The organism is Pseudomonas reactans, from assembly GCF_013387025.1.
Classification (GTDB): Bacteria; Pseudomonadota; Gammaproteobacteria; order Pseudomonadales; family Pseudomonadaceae; genus Aquipseudomonas; species Aquipseudomonas reactans.
This window is the reverse complement of sequence record NZ_JACAQP010000029.1, coordinates 61678-79571: the sequence shown is the minus strand read 5'-3', so window position 1 is coordinate 79571 and position 17894 is coordinate 61678. Positions and strand designations below refer to the sequence as shown.

The window sequence follows — 17894 nt, the reverse complement described above, 5'->3', positions numbered from 1 at the left end:
CAAACTATCTAGCGCAGTCTTTTCGGGATACAACCATGGTTGCCCTTACTCCCATACCCAAAATCAAGAATCTCGACAAACTGTTGATGCATTGCCAGCGCCGCCGCTACCCGGCCAAGCACAACATCATCTGCGCCGGCGAACGCTCCGAAACGCTGTTCTTTATTATCAAAGGCTCGGTCACCATCCTGATCGAGGATGAAGACGGCCGCGAAATGATCATCGCCTACCTGAACACCGGGGATTTCTTTGGGGAGTTGGGGCTGTTCGAACAAGCTGGCAAGGAACAGGAACGCAGCGCCTGGGTGCGCGCCAAGGTCGAATGCGAAGTGGCCGAGATCAGCTACGCCAAGTTCCGCGAGTTGTCCCAGCACGATCCTGACATTCTGTATGCCCTGAGCGGCCAGATTGCCCAGCGTCTGCGCGACACCACGCGCAAGGTCGGCGACCTGGCCTTTTTTGATGTAACCGGACGAGTCGCGCGCTGCCTGCTGGATTTGTGCAAGCAACCCGACGCCATGACGCACCCCGACGGCATGCAGATCAAGGTCACGCGCCAGGAAATCGGGCGCATTGTCGGCTGTTCGCGGGAGATGGTCGGTCGCGTGCTCAAGGACCTGGAAGAGCGCAACCTGGTGCACGTCAAAGGCAAGACGATGGTGGTGTTCGGTACCCGCTAGACCGGCAGGAAGCTGGCCAGCATTTGACGGTACAGGGCGTCCAGCCGGCTGAGCGCATTCGGTGCCGGAAAGGCTTCGTGCAGGGCGATATGGCTGTCGGCACGCACCCGCTGGTCGAGGTCGCAAGCTTCATTGAAGCGATTGACCGCCGCGATCAGCTCTTCGCGATCGTTCTCCAGCAACAGCGCACCGTGCACCAAGCCCACCGGGCGGCCACCACTTTGTCGCCAGCGCTGGGCGGTGCCGACCATTTTGCGGCCGTTGAGGTTGACGTTGTAGCGGCCGTCGCAAAACGCGCCGTCGATTTCACCGACGGACGCATCGCCTCCCAACTCGATCAGCAAATCGCAGATCGGTTGGCATAAACGCAAATAACCGGTTTCGATACGATTCTGGTCGCCTTCACTGCGTGGCGGTGCGTAGACCAGGGCGATGTTGACCGTGGCACTCGACTGCGGCACCGGTTCTCCACCGGTTTCACGTAGCAGTACTGGCCAACCGGCGTCGGCGGAGACGTGGCTGGCGGTCTCAAAAGCCGGCAAGCGGCTCAAACGACGCGGCATGACCAAGGCTTGGTCGCTGGGTTGCCAGAACAGCAACCCATATTCCCGCTCACCCGCGCAAACAGCCGACAGCAGGTCTTGCTCGGCGGCAAGCCCTGCTTCGACGGTCATCGCCACCGGCTGCATCAGCATCAATCCAGTGTCGAACCGCTGACCGCCACACCACGCTCCGGGAAGAACAGGCGCTGCAACTCAGCTCCCGGGTTCTCGGCACGCATGAAAGTCTCGCCCACCAGGAACGAATACACGCCACTGATCTCCATCAGCTCCACATCGGCACGGTTGACGATGCCACTCTCGGTAATCACCAAACGGTCACGCGGAATGCGCGGCAGCAGGTCGAGGGTGTTTTCCAGACTGACTTCGAAGGTGTGCAGGTTACGGTTGTTGACCCCTACCAGCGGTGTGTCGAGGGTTTTCAGGGCGCGTTCCAGTTCGTCACCGTCGTGCACTTCCACCAGCACATCCAGGCCAACGCTTTTGGCCACGGCCGCCAGTTCGGCCATCTTCACGTCATCCAGGGCGGAGACGATCAACAGCACACAGTCGGCGCCCAAAGCACGAGCTTCGACAATCTGATACGGGTCGACCATGAAATCCTTGCGGATCACCGGCAACTTGCACGCGGCGCGGGCCTGCTGCAGGAACAGGTCGGAACCCTGGAAGTAGTCGATATCGGTCAGTACGGACAGGCAGGTCGCACCGCCCTTCTCATAGCTCTTGGCGATCTCTTCAGGAATGAAGATCTCACGAATCACGCCCTTGCTCGGCGAAGCTTTCTTGATTTCAGCAATGACGGCGGGCTGCTTGAGCTTGGCCTGGGCGATCAGCGCATTGGCAAAGCCACGCGGCGCATCGGCGATCTTCGCCTGGGCTTCCAGCTCGTCCAGGCTCACGCGGGCACGGCGCTCAGCCACTTCTTCAGCCTTGCGGGCCAGGATCTTTTCCAGAACGGTCGGCACACTCATCCTTCATTCTCCATCTTGAATACCGCGGTGAATGCGCCCAGCTCTTCGAGCTTCTCGCGAGCCAGACCCGTATGCAGCGCATCGTGGGCCAAGGCGACACCTTCTTTAAGACTGTAGGCGTGGTCCGCCGCATACAGCGCAGCACCCGCATTCAACACTATCATCTCGGCAGCTTTTTGACCGTTCTCGGTCTTGCGACGCCCCAGGGCATCGCGAATCAACTCCAGGGAGGCCGCCGGGCTTTCCACCGCCAGGCCGTGCAGGCTCTGGCTCTTCATGCCCAAGTCTTCCGGCTCGACCCAATACTCGGTGACCTGGTCATTTTTCAGCTCCGCCACAAAGGTCGGTGCCGCCAGGCTGAATTCGTCCAGGCCGTCCTTGGAATGCACCACCAGTACGTGCTTGCTGCCCAGGCGTTGCAGTACTTCGGCCAATGGCCGGCACAGCGCTTGGCTGAACACGCCCACTACCTGGTGTTTCACACCGGCCGGATTCGTAAGCGGGCCGAGCATGTTGAACAGGGTGCGCAGGCCGAGGTCCTTGCGCGGGCCGGCGGCGTGCTTCATCGCACCATGGTGGGATTGGGCAAACATGAAGCCAATACCGACGCTGTCGATGCAGCGCGCCACTTGTACCGGCGTCAGGTTCAGGTAGATCCCGGCCGCCTCCAGCAAGTCGGCGCTGCCGCTCTTGCCGGACACCGCGCGGTTACCGTGCTTGGCCACGGTGCAGCCCGCCGCCGCGACCACAAAGGAAGAGGCCGTCGACACGTTGAAGATGTTCGCGCCGTCACCGCCAGTGCCGACCACATCGACCACGCCGTCGAGGGTCTTGAGTTCGACTTTGTCCGCCAGCTCGCGCATCACCGACACGGCGCCGACGATCTCGTCGATGCTCTCGCTCTTCATGCGCATGGCCATCATGAACGCGCCAATCTGCGCGTCGGTGCATTGACCGGTCATGATTTCGCGCATCACATCGCTCATTTCAGCGGTGCTCAGGTCCAGGTGGCCGACGATACGGCTCAGGGCAGTCTTGATATCCATGGAAAGTCCTTAGCGCGTGCCGCCGCTCTGCTTGAGAAAGTTGGCGAACAGCTCGTAGCCCTGCTCGGTCAGGATCGACTCGGGGTGAAATTGCACCCCTTCGATATTCAGTGTCTTGTGGCGCAGGCCCATGATCTCATCGACCGAGCCGTCTTCCAGCTGGGTCCAGGCGGTCAGCTCCAGGCAGTCCGGCAGGGTTTCGCGCTTGACCACCAGCGAGTGATAGCGGGTCACGGTCACCGGCAGATTGAGGCCATGAAACACGCCTGCATCTTTATGGAACACCGGGCTGGTCTTGCCGTGCATCACCTGGCGCGCGCGCACCACGTCACCGCCAAATGCCTGGCCGATGGACTGATGGCCCAGGCACACGCCCAGGATCGGCAACTTGCCGGCGAAATACTGGATCGCCTCCAGGGAGATGCCCGCCTCGGTCGGCGTGCACGGGCCTGGCGAAACCACGATGCGCTCCGGGTTCAGGGCAGCAATCTCGGCCACGGTCAGTTCATCGTTGCGCACCACCTTGACCTCGGCACCCAGCTCGCCCAGGTACTGCACAACGTTGTAGGTAAAGGAATCGTAGTTATCAATCATCAGCAACATGGGGCAACCTCAGGAATTGGGGGTCTGTTCAGCCAGCGCAACGGCGCGGAACATCGCGCGGCGCTTGTTCAGGGTTTCTTCCCATTCGAGGGCCGGCACCGAGTCGGCGACAATCCCGCCACCGGCCTGCACGTGCAGTTCCCCGTCCTTGATCACGGCGGTGCGGATCGCAATCGCCGTGTCCATGTTGCCGTTCCAGGCGAAATAACCCACGGCGCCGCCGTAGACACCGCGCTTGACCGGCTCCAGCTCGTCGATGATTTCCATCGCGCGGATCTTCGGCGCACCCGACAAGGTGCCCGCCGGCAGAATCGCGCGCAATGCGTCCATCGCGGTCAAGCCGGCTTTCAGCTCGCCAGTGACGTTAGACACGATGTGCATCACGTTGGAATAACGCTCGATGACCATCTTCTCGGTGAGCTTCACCGAACCGATTTCCGAGACACGCCCGGTGTCGTTGCGGCCCAGGTCGATGAGCATCAGGTGCTCGGCGATTTCCTTGTCGTCGCTCAGCAGGTCTTCTTCGAGCGCCAGGTCGGCCTCTTCGGTCGCACCGCGTGGGCGGGTGCCGGCAATCGGGCGCACGGTGATCAGGTTGTCTTCGACGCGCACCAGCACTTCCGGCGAGCTGCCCACCACGTGGAAGTCGCCAAAGTTGAAGAAGTACATGTACGGCGTCGGGTTGAAGCAGCGTAGCGCGCGGTACAGATCAATCGGCGCGGCCTTGAAGTCGATGGACATACGCTGCGACGGAACGACCTGCATGCAGTCGCCGGCGAGGATGTATTCCTTGATGGTGTCGACGGCGCGCTCGTAGTCATCCTGGGTAAAGCTGGAGCGGAACACCGGGTCGGCGGCCGGCGGACGGCTGAGGTCCAGGCCGCGACGTGGGGTGATCGGCTGACGCAGTTTATCCAGCAGGGCTTCGAGGCTGGCCCGGCCTTGCTCGAACGCGTCCTCCTGGGATGGATCGGCGAGTACGATCGCGTGCATCTTGCCGGCAAGGTTGTCGAACACCACCACGGCATCGGAAACCATCAGCAGAATGTCCGGCACGCCCAGCGGATCCGGGTTCGGGCATTTGCCCAAGCGTTTTTCCACATAACGCACGCAGTCATAACCGAAATAACCCACCAGACCGCCGTTGAAACGCGGCAGACCCGCAATGGTCGGCACGTTGTAGCGCGCCTTGAACGCTTCGACGAACGCCAGCGGATCTTCTACGTCGTGACTTTCGATCTCGACGCCATCATGGGTAATGCTCACATGATGGTCGTGTACCCGCAGCACCGTACGGCACGGCAGGCCGATGATCGAGTAACGCCCCCACTTCTCGCCGCCCTGTACGGACTCGAGCAGGTAGGAGTTAGGCTCGTCGGCCAGTTTCAGGTAGATCGACAGCGGCGTGTCGAAGTCGGCCAGGGTTTCGCAGGCCAGGGGGATGCGGTTATAGCCGGCAGCGGCCAAACGCAGGAATTCTTCGCGGGTCATGATATGCCTCGTGGCTTGAGGGTCTAACAGTCAGGTATGCAAACGCGCCGCAGAGTGCGGCCAGGATCAGTCAGGCGCGCCAACGCCAGCGGGCCAGGGCCTTGATGACTTTCATCCAGAGTTTGCGAGTGACCACCACGATGGAATTTCCAGAAGGGGACGGATCGGTATCGGGCAACGTTATCTCAGCGCCAGCTCCCAAGCAACCGGGGATTAACAGGCGCAGGTCATCAATGACCAATGAAGGCGACTCTTCGGCGATCGGCCGACCATGGTTATAGCCGTAACTGAGGGCCACACACTGCACGCCCGCGGCCTTTGCCGCCAGCACATCACTGCGCGAATCGCCGACAAACAACGATTGTGAGGCCGGGATGTTGGCCATTTTCATCACGAAAAACAGCGCCGCCGGGTCGGGTTTTTTCTGCGGAAGGGTATCGCCACCGATGATCCAGCGGAAATACCGGCCGATTTTCATCTGGTCCAACAGCGGCGCAACGAAGCGCTCCGGCTTGTTGGTGATCAGGGCCATTTCCACGCCCTGCTTGCTCAGCCACTTGAGCGTGTCGCGCACGCCGGGGTAGACCACAGTCAGTTCATGGCCGTCTTCATAGGCGGCGTTGAACAGTTCCAGCGCATGCTCGGCTTCCACATCATCCACGCCCTCAGCATCGATGTTGTTGGCCAAGGCCCGGCGTACCAGCATCTGCACACCGTTACCGACCCATTCGCGCACCGACTCGATCCCGGCCGGCTTGCGCCCCAGCTTGAGCAGCATTTCGTCCACCGCCGCCGCCAGGTCGGGCACCGAGTCGATCAAAGTGCCGTCCAGATCGAACATCACCAGCCGTGGCAATTTGCCGGGGAACAGCTGCTCAAAGCCGCTCATGGACGCGCCAGCGCCAGCTCGGCACGCATCTTGTCGATGACTTCCTGGTAGTCCGGCGCGTTGAAGATCGCCGAGCCGGCCACAAAGGTATCGGCGCCAGCGGCAGCGATTTCGCGGATATTGTTGACGTTGACCCCACCGTCGATTTCCAGGCGGATGTCACGGCCGGACGCATCGATCAGCGCACGGGCTTCACGCAGCTTGTTCAGCGTGCCAGGGATGAACTTCTGGCCGCCGAAGCCTGGGTTGACGCTCATCAGCAGGATCATGTCGACCTTGTCCATCACGTACTCAAGCACGCTCAACGGAGTGGCCGGATTGAACACCAGGCCCGCCTTGCAACCACCTTCGTGGATCAGTTGCAGGGTGCGATCGACGTGCAGCGAGGCTTCCGGGTGGAAGGTGATGTAGGTGGCGCCGGCTTCGACGAAGTCGCCGATGATGCGATCCACCGGGCTGACCATCAGGTGCGCATCAATCGGCGCAGTGATGCCGTACTTGCGCAGTGCGGCGCAGACCATCGGGCCGATGGTCAGGTTGGGTACGTAGTGGTTGTCCATGACGTCGAAGTGCACGAAGTCGGCACCGGCGGCCAATACCTTGTCCACTTCCTCACCCAGGCGGGCGAAGTCGGCGGAGAGAATCGATGGAGCAATAACGAAGGGCTGCATGACGCACCTTTTTTGAGCTAAATCACGATGGCGCGCATTGTATACCTCATGCTTTGCCGCGCGCACCGTGACCTAACTCAACGGTTAGTAAGCGGCCCGGTAGATTTTCTCGATATCGGCCGCGCTGAGCTTGCGCGGATTGTTGCGCATCAGCCGTTCAATGCCCGCTGCCTCAACGGCCATGGCGGGGATTGCATCTTCGGGAACCCCGAAACTGTGCAGCCCGGCCGGGATCTCGACCGCGGCACACAGTCGCGTCATCGCCTCAACGGCCTGGTCGGCGGCATCGTTGACACTCAAGCCGGTGATATTCACGCCCATGGCCTGGGCAATCTCCTGCATGCGCTCCACGCAGGCCAGCTTGTTCCAGTGCATCACATAGGGCAGCAACAGCGCATTGCTCACACCATGGGCGATATTGAAACGCCCACCCAGTGGATACGCCAACGCATGCACCGCGCCGACCCCGGCATTGCCGAACGCCATGCCGGCCATCAGGCTGGCGGTGGCCATGTCGTCGCGGGCCTGCAGGTTGGCCGGGTTGGCGTAGGCCTTGGGCAATGCACTGGCGATCAGCTTGATGGCGCCGATGGCCAAGGCGTCGGTGATCGGCGAGGCATTCAGTGACAGGTAGGATTCGATGGCATGCACCAGCGCGTCCACGCCGCTGGCGGCGGTGACGCTGCGCGGACAGGTCAGGGTCATTTGCGGGCTGATCAGTGCCACATCCGGCAGCAAGTAGTCGCTGACAATGCCTTTTTTCAGCTGCGCGGCCTTGTCGGAAAGGATCGCCACATTGGTCACCTCCGAACCGGTGCCGGCGGTGGTGGGGATAGCGATCAGCGGCGGGCCTTTGCGTGGCACCTGATCGACGCCGAACAAGTCGGCCAGCGCGCCGTGGTAGCCGGCATACGCCGCAACACTTTTGGCGATATCGATGGCACTGCCCCCGCCCACGCCGATCAGGCCGTCGTGCCCGCCCTCGCGGTAAACGCGCATGCAGTCTTCGACAATGGCGATTTCCGGGTCGGGTAACACCCGGTCGAAAATCTCGTAGGTGCGCTCGCCCAGATGTTCGAGTGCCAGCGCCACGGTGCCGGACTTGACCAGCGCGGCGTCGGTGACGATCAGCGGGTTGTCCACATCCAGGCGGGTCAGTTCAAAGGCCAGTTGTTCGATGGCGCCAGCGCCGGTCAGCAGTTTGTGGGCGATCTTGAATGAGGAAGTACTCATGTGCGCGGCCTCTTATTAAGTGATGGGCTGGCACAAGAGTAGCTGAGTCAAAGAGGTTGTCTGCCATTCAGCGGCTGAATGGCTATCTTATGAATGAACACAAACCAGTGTGGGAGCGGGCTTGCTCGCGAATGAGGTTTGTCAGTGAATACACCTTTAACTGATCCACCGCTTTCGCGAGCAAGCCCGCTCCCACATTTTGATCGCCAACGGGCTCTAAACCTGGGCGGTACGCAGTTTCTCGCTACGGCCACGCAGCCATTCCAGGGTCAGCAACAGCAGCACCGAGAACGCAATCAACAAGGTCGCGGCAGCGGCAATCGTCGGGCTGAGATTTTCGCGGATGCCGCTGAACATCTGGCGTGGCAGGGTCGCTTGCTCGGGGCCGGCGAGGAACAGCGTTACCACCACCTCGTCGAATGACGTCGCGAACGCAAACAGCGCTCCCGAAATCACCCCCGGCGCGATCAACGGCAAGGTCACCCGGCGGAATGCAGTCAATGGCGAGGCGCCGAGACTGGCCGCCGCCCGCACCAGGTTCTGGTTGAACCCCTGCAACGTGGCCGACACGGTGATGATCACAAACGGCACACCCAGCACCGCATGCACCACGATCAGCGAGAAAAAGCTATTGCCCAGGCCCAACGGCGCAAAGAACAGGTAGCTGGCCACGCCAATGATCACCACCGGCACCACCATCGGTGAAATCACCAGCGCCATGACCAGCGCCTTGCCAGGGAAGTTGCCGCGGGTCAGGCCAATCGCCGCCAGGGTGCCGAATATCATGGCCAGCACCGTAGCCGCCGGGGCGACGATGATGCTGTTCTTCAGCGCCCGCATCCACTCGGCGGAGGCAAAGAAGTCCTGATACCAATGCAGCGAAAAACCTTGCAACGGGTACACCAGGAAACTGCCGCTGTTGAACGACAACGGGATGATCACCAGCACCGGCAGAATCAAAAACAACAGGATCAAGCCGCAGAGGATCCGCAAGCTGTAGAACCACACCCGCTCAACGGGCGACATATAAGGGCTCAGCATCACAAGGTCTCCTCAGCTCAGGCGCAGGCGGCTGGCGCCTACCAGGCGGTTATAGATCAGGTACAGCACCACCGTGGCCAGCAGCAGCAAGCCACCTAGTGCCGTGGCCATGCCCCAGTTGATGCTGGTGTTGGTGTAGAACGCCACGAAGTAGCTGACCATCTGGTCGTTCGGGCTGCCCAGCAGCGCCGGGGTGATGTAGTAACCAATCGCCAGGATGAACACCAACAGGCAGCCAGCACCGACACCGGCGTAGGTCTGTGGGAAATACACGCGCCAGAAGCTGGTGAATGGGTGGCAGCCCAGGGAAATCGCCGCGCGCATGTAGGTGGGCGAGATGCCCTTCATCACGCTGTAGATCGGCAGGATCATGAACGGCAACAAGATGTGCACCATGGAGATGTAGACGCCGGTGCGGTTGAACACCAGCTCCAGCGGCTTATCGGTCAGGCCCATGCCCATCAGTGCGCTGTTGATCAGGCCGCCGGATTGCAGCAGCACGATCCACGCGGCGACTCGTACCAGGATCGAGGTCCAGAACGGCAGCAACACCAGGATCATCAGCAGATTGCTTTTACGTGCTGGCAGGTTGGCCAGCAGGTAGGCCAGCGGATAGGCAAGCAGTAGGCAGACCGCCGTGATCACCAGGCCCATCCAGAAGGTGCGGGCGAAAATATCCAGATAGATCGCCTGATCCGGCGTGGCCGGCGCCACTTCACCGAGGTCATCGATGCGGTGATCGACGGCCGCCAGCAGATAGAACGGGGTAAGACTGCTGGTATTGCGCCGGATCGCCTGCCAGTACGCCGGGTCGCCCCAGCGTTCATCAAGGCTTTCCAGCGCTTCTTTATAGGAGGCAGGCGCGTCACTGAACGGCAGCGCCCGCGCGGTTTTGGTCAGCAGGCTGCGATAGCCGGCCAGTTCCATGTTCAAGCGTTTGGACAGATCGCCCAAGGTCTGATTTTGACGGGCTTCGCCCAAGTCTTCACTGAGGGCCTGGTACACCGGTTCGCCCGGCAAGCCCCGGCCATCCCAGGCCGTCACCGCCACCACGGTACGCGGCAAACCGCCCACCACTTCCGGGTTGCCGACGCTTTTGAACAGCAGCGCAACGATCGGCACCAGGAACACCAGCAGCAGGAACAGCACCAGCGGCGCAATCAACGCCTGGGCCTTCCAGCGATTGAGCCGCTCGGCACGCGCCAGGCGCTGCTTGAGGGTGGGGCTGTTGACCTCGTTCGAGGGAACGGCGATGGCCATGGCAAACTCCGAAAATCTACGGTTGGGACCTTGGTCAACACGGTCCCTGTAGGAGCTGGCTTGCCTGCGATGGCATCGCCTCGGTGCATCAGTTGCACCGAGGTGTCTGCATCGCAGGCAAGCCAGCTCCTACATGAGCCGGTTTCGCCCGAGGGTTATGCGGTGTTACTTGGCAGCCCAAGAGTTGAAGCGCTGCTCCAACTGCTCACCGTTATCCGCCCAGAAGCTCACGTCGATCTGCACCTGGTTGGCGATGTTTTCCGGGGTGGTCGGCATGTCCTTGAGGATGTCCTTGGCCAGCAATGGCACGGCTTGGGTGTTGGCCGGGCCGTAGGCGATGTTTTCCGAGTAGGTCTTCTGCTGCTGAGGCTGCACCGAGAAGGCGATGAATTTCTTCGCCGCTTCGGCTCGGTCTTTCGCCAGGCCTTTAGGAATCGCCCACGCGTCGAAGTCGTAGATCCCGCCGTTCCACACCACTTTCAGGTTGCTTTCTTTTTGCACGGCGGCGATGCGGCCGTTGTAGGCCGAGCTCATCACCACGTCGCCGGAAGCGAGGTATTGCGGCGGCTGGGCGCCGGCCTCCCACCATTGGATGTACGGCTTGAGTTCGTCGAGCTTCTTGAAGGCACGGTCTTGGCCATCTTTGCCGGCCAGCACTTTGTAGACGTCCTTCGGCGCGACGCCATCGGCCATCAGCGCAAATTCCAGGGTGTACTTGGCGCCTTTGCGCAGGCCGCGCTTGCCCGGGAACTGCTTTACGTCCCAAAAATCTTTCCAACCGCCTGGCGGTGCCTTCAGCTTGTCAGCGTTGTAGGCCAGCACCGTCGACCACACAAAAAAGCCCACGCCGCAGGGCTGGATGGCCCCCTTCACATAATCCGCAGTGTTACCAAACAGTTTCGGGTCCAGCGGTTCGAACATGTCTTCGTCACAGCCACGGGACAGCTCCGGCGATTCCACTTCCACCAGGTCCCAGGACACGCTCTTGGTGTCGACCATGGCTTTGACCTTGGCCATTTCACCGTTGTACTCACCGGCGATGATCTTGCCGTTGCCCGCGCTTTCCCACGGTGCATAGAAGGCCTTGACCTGGGCCGCCTTGTTCGCGCCGCCAAAGGACACGACCGTCAGGTCCGGGCCTGCCATGGCCTGTGTCGCGCCCATCAAGCCCAAAGCCAGGGCGGAATACTTCAGGGATCTCAACATTGTTGTTCTCTCCACGTGCAGGGTTGGTGAAGCCAGGGGGCGATCAATTCGCCTCTAGAAGTGGGTCGAGTGCGCGAACGTGCTCGACTTGCCAGCCAATCGGTACCACGTCGCCGACCGCCAGGGCTGGGTCCAGCTCGGCAATCGGTTGTTTCACAAAAAAATCGGCCTTGCCGCAGACTTCCAGGCGCACGCGCACGTGGTCGCCCAGGTAGATGAATTCGGCCACGCGCCCAGAGAAGCGGTTGACGCAGCTTTCGCTGGAGCCATTGAGGCTGACGCGCTCCGGGCGCACCGACAGGGTCACCGGACCGCCGATCTGGCCGACATTCACCGCCAGCGCCTCGACCTTCTCGCCGCGCGCCAGCTCCACCACGCAGCGCTCGCCGGTATGGCTGTGCAAGCGGCCGTTGAGTCGGTTGTTCTCACCGATGAAGTTGGCGACGAAGGTGTTCTTCGGTTCTTCGTAGAGGGTGCGCGGCGCGGCGATCTGCTGGATCTCGCCCTGGTGGAATACCGCCACGCGGTCAGACATGGTCAGCGCCTCGCCCTGGTCGTGGGTCACATACACCACGGTCACGCCGAGGCGCTGGTGCAGGTGCTTGATCTCCATCTGCATGTGTTCGCGCAGTTGCTTGTCGAGGGCGCCGAGGGGTTCGTCCATCAGCACCAGTTGCGGTTCGAACACCAGCGCGCGGGCCAAGGCCACACGCTGTTGCTGGCCGCCGGAGAGTTGCGCCGGGTAGCGCTGGGCGAACGCATCAAGCTGGACCATGCTCAACACGCGTTTGACCCGCTCGCTGATATCGGTCTTGCTCAAGCCCCGCACCGACAGCGGGAACGCCAGGTTTTCGGCCACAGTCATGTGCGGGAACAGCGCGTAGTTCTGGAACACCATGCCGATGTCGCGCTTATGCGGCGGCACGTTGTTGATGGAGCGCCCGGCCAGCTGGATTTCGCCGGCGGTCGGCGTTTCAAAGCCGGCGAGCATCATCAGACTGGTGGTCTTGCCCGAACCGGAAGGCCCGAGCAGGGTGAGGAACTCGCCCTTGCGAATCTCCAGGTTGAGGTCTTTGACGATCAGGTTCTCGCCGTCGTAGCTCTTCTGCACGCCACGAAAGCTGACCAGCACATCATTTGAATCCACCTCGCTCATACCCGCACCTTTTTGTTTTGGACTGCTTTGAGACAAGCGTAGTCCAGGCGCAAGGCCCCGGAAATCGGGGGCCAGGAGAGAATTGCATCAGTCGGATGGAAGGTTCGGGGTAGGGATTGCCCTACACGGATGGCGCGCACGGGACGGTGCAGCGACAAGAGGCGAGCTGCAAGCGGCAGAATGGGCTCGGCGGGTTTTTTGCTGTGTCGCTTTCAGGTATGCGGCTAGAGCAGCTTGTGTTCCATGGCGTACTTCACCAACTCCGCCAGGGACGTGATATTGAGCTTTTGCATCAGCCGCGCCTTGTGGGTGCTGATGGTTTTGCTGCTTAGCGCCAGTTGCTGGGCGATGTCGTTGACGTTGGCGCCCTGGGCCAGGCGCTCGAACACCGAGAACTCGCGCTCCGACAGTAATGAATGCAGCGGTCGCGTATCGGTGAGGCCGACTTCGAAGACCATCCGGTCGGCCAGGTCCGGGTCGATATAACGCCCACCCGCCGCCACCTTGCGAATCGCCGTGAGCAACAGCGCCGGGTCGCTGTCCTTGGTGGCGTAACCGGCCGCGCCGACCTTCAAGGCGCGGGCGGCCATTTGCGCTTCGTCGTGCATCGACAGCACCAGGATGGCCGGCGGATTGTTCAGCGCACGGATCCGCGCAATGGCTTCCAGGCCGTTGACGCCAGGCATCGAAATGTCCAGCAACACCACCTCGCAGGCCACGTGGCGCAAGGTTTCCAGCAATTGCTCGCCATTGCTGGCCTCCCCCACCACTAACAGGTCTTTGGCCAGGCTAATCAATTGCTTGATGCCTTCACGAACGATGGTGTGGTCTTCGGCTACTAGTACGCGGATCACAGGGACCTCCTCTTGGTGTTATGCATCCAATGGCACCGTGACACTCAGGGTCGTGCCCTCCCCCAGCTCGCTGTCCAGGCTCAATTGCCCACCCATGATCAGCACGCGCTCGCGCATGCCCACCAGGCCAAACGACACCGGGCGGCCCTGGGCCTGGACGAAGCCGACGCCATCATCGCTGATGGTCAGGCGCAAATCCGTGCCCTCCAGGGCAAGGGTCAGTTCCACAGTATGTGCCTGGGCATGGCGCATCACATTGGTCAGCGCCTCCTGCAGGATGCGGAACAGGCCAATGGCCTTGGCATCACTGAGGGTCGGCAGGTTATCCGGAACCTGCACCAAGCAGGGAATTTGCGTGCGCGCTTCAAAGCGCCGCGCTTGCCATTCAATGGCCGAAGCGATACCCGCATCCAGAATCGGCGGGCGCAGGGCCGTCGCCACATCGCGCACCAACTGGAACAACTGGGCGATCAAACGCTTCATGCTGTTCAAGCGTTCATGCAAACCCGGATCTAGCTGCGCATAGGCCAACTCGCACATGGAGGTTTCGAGCTTGAGCACGGTGAGCATTTGCCCGAGTTCGTCGTGCACTTCACGGGCGATACGGGCTTTTTCTTCTTCGCGTACGGTTTCCAGGTGGGCGGACAGTTCGCGAAGTTGCGCACGGGAGGCATCCAGTTCCAGCTCGATGCGCTTGCTCTCGCTGATGTCCCACACAATCCCATCCCACACCACCGAGCCGTCTTCCAGGCGTCGGGTGACCGCCTTGATCTCGGCCCAACGCTGCTCGCCCTGGCGCGGAAGAATCCGACCTTGCCAGAACCAGTTGCTCTCAGTGTCGGTAGCCTGGTCCAGCGTGCCAAGGTAACTGACTCGGTCGTCTGGATGCACCACGCTGCGAATCCCCACTTCCGGCCGACTCAGCACCGAAGGCGCGTAGCCCACCAGGCTTTCGCTGCCCTCACTGATGTAGGCAAATTCGATTTCGTCGCTCAACGGCAAGCGCTCCAGGCGGAACACCAGCCCCGGCACGTTCGCCGCGATTCCTTGCAGGCGTGCCTCACTCTCCTGCAAGGCCGCCAACGCGCGACGACGCTCGGTGACGTCATTCAGATAAACCACCAGGTATTCGCCGTCGGCAAATCGTAGGAAGCTCAAGGACACATCCGCAGGCAACACGCTGCCATCCGCCCGCAGGCAGTCAGTGGCAAAACTCTGCGGCCCCTCTTCACTGGCGCGGGCGCGTCGCCACAGATTCAGCCAGCGATCCATGGTGAGAGTGGGATCGAACTCGACCAGCGGCCGCTCGATCAGCGCACCTGGACCGTAGCCGAGCATGCTTTCGGCCGCACGATTGGCGTAGCGCACATGGCTGTCCCAGTTGACCCAGAGAATGCCGACGGTGCTCTGGTCGATGGAAAACTGCGTCAACCGTAAGGCCTCGGCACCCGCGGCGCGGGCGGCGCTTTCTTCCCGCGCGGCCAACAGGCCGTGTTCCAGCACCCGTTGCTGGCGGCGTTGCCAGAACACCACGGCCAGGCTGGCAAGCAGCAACAGACCCAGCAATAGACTGAGGTTTTGCCACAGGCCAGGGGACTCGGTTAAGCGCGGGTATTTGGGCTGCAGCCAGCGGTTGTGCAGTTGGTCCAAGTCGCGAGCGGGGATGGCGCGCAAGGCGCTTTGCATGATGCCGGCCAGTTCCGGCCATTCCCGTCGCGTGGCCACGCGCAGTAATTGCGGCAGGCCGATATCTCCCACCACTGCCAGACCGGCAAACTCCGCCTCGCCGGACAAGCGGCTCAATTGCGCCTCATCCACCACCGCATAACGCGCTTGCTGGCTCACCAATAATTGCAGGGCCTGGCGCTCCATCGGCACGCCTTGCAGGTTGAGGCCGGGATAGGTGCTGCGCAGGTAGTCGGCTACGGCGCTGGGCATGCGCACAGCGACACGGGACTGTTCATCGAGTTTTTCCAGCTCCACGGCACCGCCGCCTTCGCGGATGCCGACGATGTGCTGTGGCACGCGCATATAGGGGTCGGTGAACAACCACAGGCGCAGACCCGCCGGGGTTTGTTGCAGGCCGGGGGCAATGTCCACCTCGCCCTCGCGCACGGCGGCTTCCAGTTGTTCCTGATTGGGGAAATTGCGCCAGGTCAGCTCGATATTCAGCGCCTTGGCCAGCCACTGCATCAACTCGACATTCGCCCCGGACAGCCGCTGCAAACGCCGATCGTATTGCGCGTAGGGTGCTTGCAACACCAGGCCCACCCGCAGCTCCGGGTGCTGGGCCAGCCATTCGCGTTGCTGCGCATTGAGCTGCGCCTGGGGCGCGACGGTCGCCGGGGCAGCATTTGCCATCAAGGCAAGGCACAAACAGCCGATAACCAGCAGACAGCGAAAACCCATGATCCACGTCTCACATCACTGACAAATACTGACCAACCCATTAGGCTGCTGGAATCACTTCTGGCCGGGAATTTACGATGCCCTTTCTTCACCGTTCAGCATTGCCAGCATTGTGCCTGTCGCTGCTTTTTACCAGCGTCTTTTCTGTACAGGCCGCTGACGCACCCGCACCTGCCGCGGAAAAACCGGTCGAGCGCCAGCCCTTGTCCGAGCGCAGCCAGGCAGAAGCCAGCGCTCTGGAACGCAAGATCCCGCAACAAGAACAGCAGCAATTGCAGGCCGGCAGCGATTCATTCCTCGCCCTGTGGAAACCCGCCAACAGCGCCGAGCCCGAAGGCGTGGTGATTATCGTACCGGGCGCCGGCGAAAATGCTGACTGGCCGCAAGCAATCAGCCCGTTGCGGCATAAGTTTCCGGATGCCAATTGGGGCAGCCTCAGCCTGTCGTTACCAGATGTAAGCGTGGATACACTGCCACCACGTGTGATGGAAGCGCCCCAGGCGACTGTCGACACCAGCAGCAAGGAAGCGAGCACCGCCGACAAGCCCATCGAGCAAGCCGCCAGCGCCGAAGCCGAAGGCACGGACCCGGCGGTGGTGCCCGGTGCCGATGAGCAGGACAAGACCGACGCTTCACGCATCTTCGCGCGCATCGACGCCGCCGTGGCCTTCGCCCAGACCCAGAGCGCACGCAGTGTGGTGCTGCTCGGCCATGGCACCGGTGCCTGGTGGGCCGCACGTTATTTAAGCGAGAAGCAACCGTCCCAGGTACAGAAGTTCGTCATGGTCGCGGCGCAAACGCCCACCGGACGGCATCCGGATGTGCAGCAACTGGCCCCCGCCCTGAAGTTGCCGACCGCCGATGTCTTCTATCAGGACAACGCCCAATCACGCAAAAACGCCCTGGCCCGCGCCCAGGCAGCCAAGCGTTTAAAGAATGACGGTTACAAGCAAGTGTCATTGAAAGCCTTGCCCGGCAACAGTGCTGCCGAGCAGGAGCAGTTGTATCGCAGGGTTCGCGGCTGGCTGAGCCCACAGGCCAACGCTGACTGAAACCTACCGGAAGTCCCGGCGCTCGCGAATCAATGTATAGGCAGTGTGCAATTCGCGAGTGCGCTCGGTGGCCTCACGCACTTGCGCGGGGCTGGCGCCGGTGCCGGCGATCTTGTCCGGGTGATGACGGCTGAGCAGGCGACGATAAGCCCGTTTGATCACCGATGGCTCGGTGGTGGCCGTCACGCCCAGCAGGCGCAACGCGTCCTGATAAGTGGGGCCCCGGCTGACCAGCGGCTTACGCTCCGGTGTGTAGTCAGCCGCCAGTGCCTGCAACTGTTGCGGCGTCCAGCCCAGCCATTTGCCCCAGAGGTCGATCAGGTCTCGCTCGGCGTCATCCGCCTTGCCGTCCGCCCAGACCATACGCCAGCAGGCGCGTAATACGCCTTCCGCCGCATGGGGCTGAGCCTTGAGCACGCGGAGGTAACTGCGCACCCGGTCGGAGCCGGACTTGCCGCGATTGAACGCCGCAATCGCGCGGCGCTGGGCCGAGTCCGTCATGTCGAGCGAGCGCATCTCCTGACGCGCCTGCTGGATATGCCCATCCACTACCCGGCCATTGCTCTTGGCCAAACGCCCCAGCAACACGAACAACAGCTCGTCATTGCGCAACGCCGGGCGCCCACCCAGGCGCTCGCGCAACTGCGCCCAACTGTGCAATTGCAGGCGACGGTCCAGCGCCTGCCCCAACAGCGCACCCAACATGGCCCCCGGGATACTGGCAATGGCAAAGCCAGCCCCGGCGCCGATCAGCGTCCCTGGCCACAGCATG

The 17894-nt window shown here is 61.8% G+C and carries 17 protein-coding genes; 2 read left to right on the top strand and 15 right to left on the bottom strand.

Annotated elements, in window-relative coordinates; all coding sequences use genetic code 11:
- Positions 1-35: 35 nt before the first annotated feature.
- A complete protein-coding gene (gene crp / locus HX793_RS23895) occupies positions 36-680 on the top strand; it encodes a cAMP-activated global transcriptional regulator CRP (protein ID WP_033898139.1) in 645 nt (214 codons plus the stop codon).
- On the opposite strand, the gene HX793_RS23890 is transcribed toward crp, so the two are convergent.
- From HX793_RS23890 to HX793_RS23825, 14 genes are all read right to left on the bottom strand, one after another.
- Positions 677-1375, bottom strand: coding sequence for a lipoate--protein ligase family protein (locus HX793_RS23890; protein WP_256348342.1), 699 nt, complete (start codon positions 1373-1375; stop codon positions 677-679). The genes crp and HX793_RS23890 overlap by 4 nt on opposite strands.
- Positions 1375-2211 (bottom strand): indole-3-glycerol phosphate synthase TrpC, encoded by an 837-nt coding sequence (gene trpC, locus HX793_RS23885; RefSeq protein ID WP_177002741.1) that lies wholly within the window; start codon positions 2209-2211, stop codon positions 1375-1377. The genes HX793_RS23890 and trpC overlap by 1 nt, the downstream gene beginning before the upstream one ends.
- On the bottom strand, positions 2208-3257 hold the full coding sequence (gene trpD, locus HX793_RS23880; RefSeq protein ID WP_010206948.1) for an anthranilate phosphoribosyltransferase: 1050 nt from the start codon (positions 3255-3257) through the stop codon (positions 2208-2210). Before trpD ends, trpC begins: the two co-directional genes overlap by 4 nt.
- A 9-nt stretch (positions 3258-3266) precedes the next feature.
- Positions 3267-3860, bottom strand: coding sequence for an aminodeoxychorismate/anthranilate synthase component II (locus HX793_RS23875; protein WP_177052773.1), 594 nt, complete (start codon positions 3858-3860; stop codon positions 3267-3269).
- A 9-nt stretch (positions 3861-3869) separates the two neighbouring features.
- On the bottom strand, positions 3870-5351 hold the full coding sequence (trpE, locus tag HX793_RS23870) for an anthranilate synthase component I (protein WP_078050413.1): 1482 nt from the start codon (positions 5349-5351) through the stop codon (positions 3870-3872).
- A 70-nt stretch (positions 5352-5421) separates the two neighbouring features.
- Positions 5422-6240, bottom strand: a complete 819-nt coding sequence (locus HX793_RS23865) for a phosphoglycolate phosphatase (RefSeq protein WP_016977891.1) — start codon at positions 6238-6240, stop codon at positions 5422-5424.
- On the bottom strand, positions 6237-6911 hold the full coding sequence (gene rpe, locus HX793_RS23860) for a ribulose-phosphate 3-epimerase (protein WP_010206952.1): 675 nt from the start codon (positions 6909-6911) through the stop codon (positions 6237-6239). The genes HX793_RS23865 and rpe overlap by 4 nt, the downstream gene beginning before the upstream one ends.
- Positions 6912-6995: 84 nt before the next feature.
- Positions 6996-8144: an iron-containing alcohol dehydrogenase gene (locus HX793_RS23855; protein WP_177059305.1), complete on the bottom strand. Its 1149-nt coding sequence runs from the start codon at positions 8142-8144 to the stop codon at positions 6996-6998.
- A gap of 216 nt (positions 8145-8360) precedes the next feature.
- Positions 8361-9185, bottom strand: coding sequence for an ABC transporter permease (locus HX793_RS23850; RefSeq protein ID WP_016977889.1), 825 nt, complete (start codon positions 9183-9185; stop codon positions 8361-8363).
- Between the two features lie 12 nt (positions 9186-9197).
- Positions 9198-10445: an ABC transporter permease gene (locus HX793_RS23845; protein WP_177002737.1), complete on the bottom strand. Its 1248-nt coding sequence runs from the start codon at positions 10443-10445 to the stop codon at positions 9198-9200.
- Between the two features lie 165 nt (positions 10446-10610).
- The gene (locus HX793_RS23840; protein ID WP_016977887.1) at positions 10611-11651 is read right to left on the bottom strand and encodes an ABC transporter substrate-binding protein; all 1041 of its coding nucleotides are present in this window, start codon (positions 11649-11651) and stop codon (positions 10611-10613) included.
- A 43-nt stretch (positions 11652-11694) separates the two neighbouring features.
- Positions 11695-12807 (bottom strand): ABC transporter ATP-binding protein, encoded by a 1113-nt coding sequence (locus tag HX793_RS23835; protein WP_065871779.1) that lies wholly within the window; start codon positions 12805-12807, stop codon positions 11695-11697.
- Positions 12808-13031: 224 nt separating this feature from the next.
- A complete protein-coding gene (locus tag HX793_RS23830; RefSeq protein ID WP_177052770.1) occupies positions 13032-13661 on the bottom strand; it encodes a response regulator in 630 nt (209 codons plus the stop codon).
- An 18-nt stretch (positions 13662-13679) separates the two neighbouring features.
- Complete coding sequence (locus tag HX793_RS23825) at positions 13680-16070, bottom strand: PAS domain-containing sensor histidine kinase (RefSeq protein WP_177059299.1); 2391 nt, start codon at positions 16068-16070, stop codon at positions 13680-13682.
- 77 nt (positions 16071-16147) lie between these two features.
- On the opposite strand from HX793_RS23825, the gene HX793_RS23820 reads away from it, so the two are divergent.
- On the top strand, positions 16148-17122 hold the full coding sequence (locus HX793_RS23820; RefSeq protein ID WP_177052768.1) for an alpha/beta hydrolase family protein: 975 nt from the start codon (positions 16148-16150) through the stop codon (positions 17120-17122).
- Positions 17123-17125: 3 nt separating this feature from the next.
- Here HX793_RS23820 and HX793_RS23815 read toward each other — a convergent pair whose 3' ends face one another.
- Complete coding sequence (locus HX793_RS23815) at positions 17126-17893, bottom strand: TerB family tellurite resistance protein (protein ID WP_177052767.1); 768 nt, start codon at positions 17891-17893, stop codon at positions 17126-17128.
- Position 17894: the final 1 nt, after the last annotated feature.

What these genes read in the sequence shown, in the direction of transcription:
- trpD (WP_010206948.1), bottom strand. Translation starts at nt 3,257, where the DNA reads ATGGATATCAAGACTGCCCTGAGCCGTATCGTCGGCCACCTGGACCTG.
- HX793_RS23845 (WP_177002737.1), bottom strand. Translation starts at nt 10,445, where the DNA reads ATGGCCATCGCCGTTCCCTCGAACGAGGTCAACAGCCCCACCCTCAAG.
- HX793_RS23850 (WP_016977889.1), bottom strand. Translation starts at nt 9,185, where the DNA reads ATGCTGAGCCCTTATATGTCGCCCGTTGAGCGGGTGTGGTTCTACAGC.
- HX793_RS23875 (WP_177052773.1), bottom strand. Translation starts at nt 3,860, where the DNA reads ATGTTGCTGATGATTGATAACTACGATTCCTTTACCTACAACGTTGTG.
- rpe (WP_010206952.1), bottom strand. Translation starts at nt 6,911, where the DNA reads ATGCAGCCCTTCGTTATTGCTCCATCGATTCTCTCCGCCGACTTCGCC.
- HX793_RS23835 (WP_065871779.1), bottom strand. Translation starts at nt 12,807, where the DNA reads ATGAGCGAGGTGGATTCAAATGATGTGCTGGTCAGCTTTCGTGGCGTG.
- HX793_RS23855 (WP_177059305.1), bottom strand. Translation starts at nt 8,144, where the DNA reads ATGAGTACTTCCTCATTCAAGATCGCCCACAAACTGCTGACCGGCGCT.
- HX793_RS23865 (WP_016977891.1), bottom strand. Translation starts at nt 6,240, where the DNA reads ATGAGCGGCTTTGAGCAGCTGTTCCCCGGCAAATTGCCACGGCTGGTG.
- crp (WP_033898139.1), top strand. Translation starts at nt 36, where the DNA reads ATGGTTGCCCTTACTCCCATACCCAAAATCAAGAATCTCGACAAACTG.
- trpC (WP_177002741.1), bottom strand. Translation starts at nt 2,211, where the DNA reads ATGAGTGTGCCGACCGTTCTGGAAAAGATCCTGGCCCGCAAGGCTGAA.
- trpE (WP_078050413.1), bottom strand. Translation starts at nt 5,351, where the DNA reads ATGACCCGCGAAGAATTCCTGCGTTTGGCCGCTGCCGGCTATAACCGC.
- HX793_RS23840 (WP_016977887.1), bottom strand. Translation starts at nt 11,651, where the DNA reads ATGTTGAGATCCCTGAAGTATTCCGCCCTGGCTTTGGGCTTGATGGGC.
- HX793_RS23815 (WP_177052767.1), bottom strand. Translation starts at nt 17,893, where the DNA reads ATGCTGTGGCCAGGGACGCTGATCGGCGCCGGGGCTGGCTTTGCCATT.
- HX793_RS23820 (WP_177052768.1), top strand. Translation starts at nt 16,148, where the DNA reads ATGCCCTTTCTTCACCGTTCAGCATTGCCAGCATTGTGCCTGTCGCTG.
- HX793_RS23825 (WP_177059299.1), bottom strand. Translation starts at nt 16,070, where the DNA reads ATGGGTTTTCGCTGTCTGCTGGTTATCGGCTGTTTGTGCCTTGCCTTG.
- HX793_RS23890 (WP_256348342.1), bottom strand. Translation starts at nt 1,375, where the DNA reads ATGCTGATGCAGCCGGTGGCGATGACCGTCGAAGCAGGGCTTGCCGCC.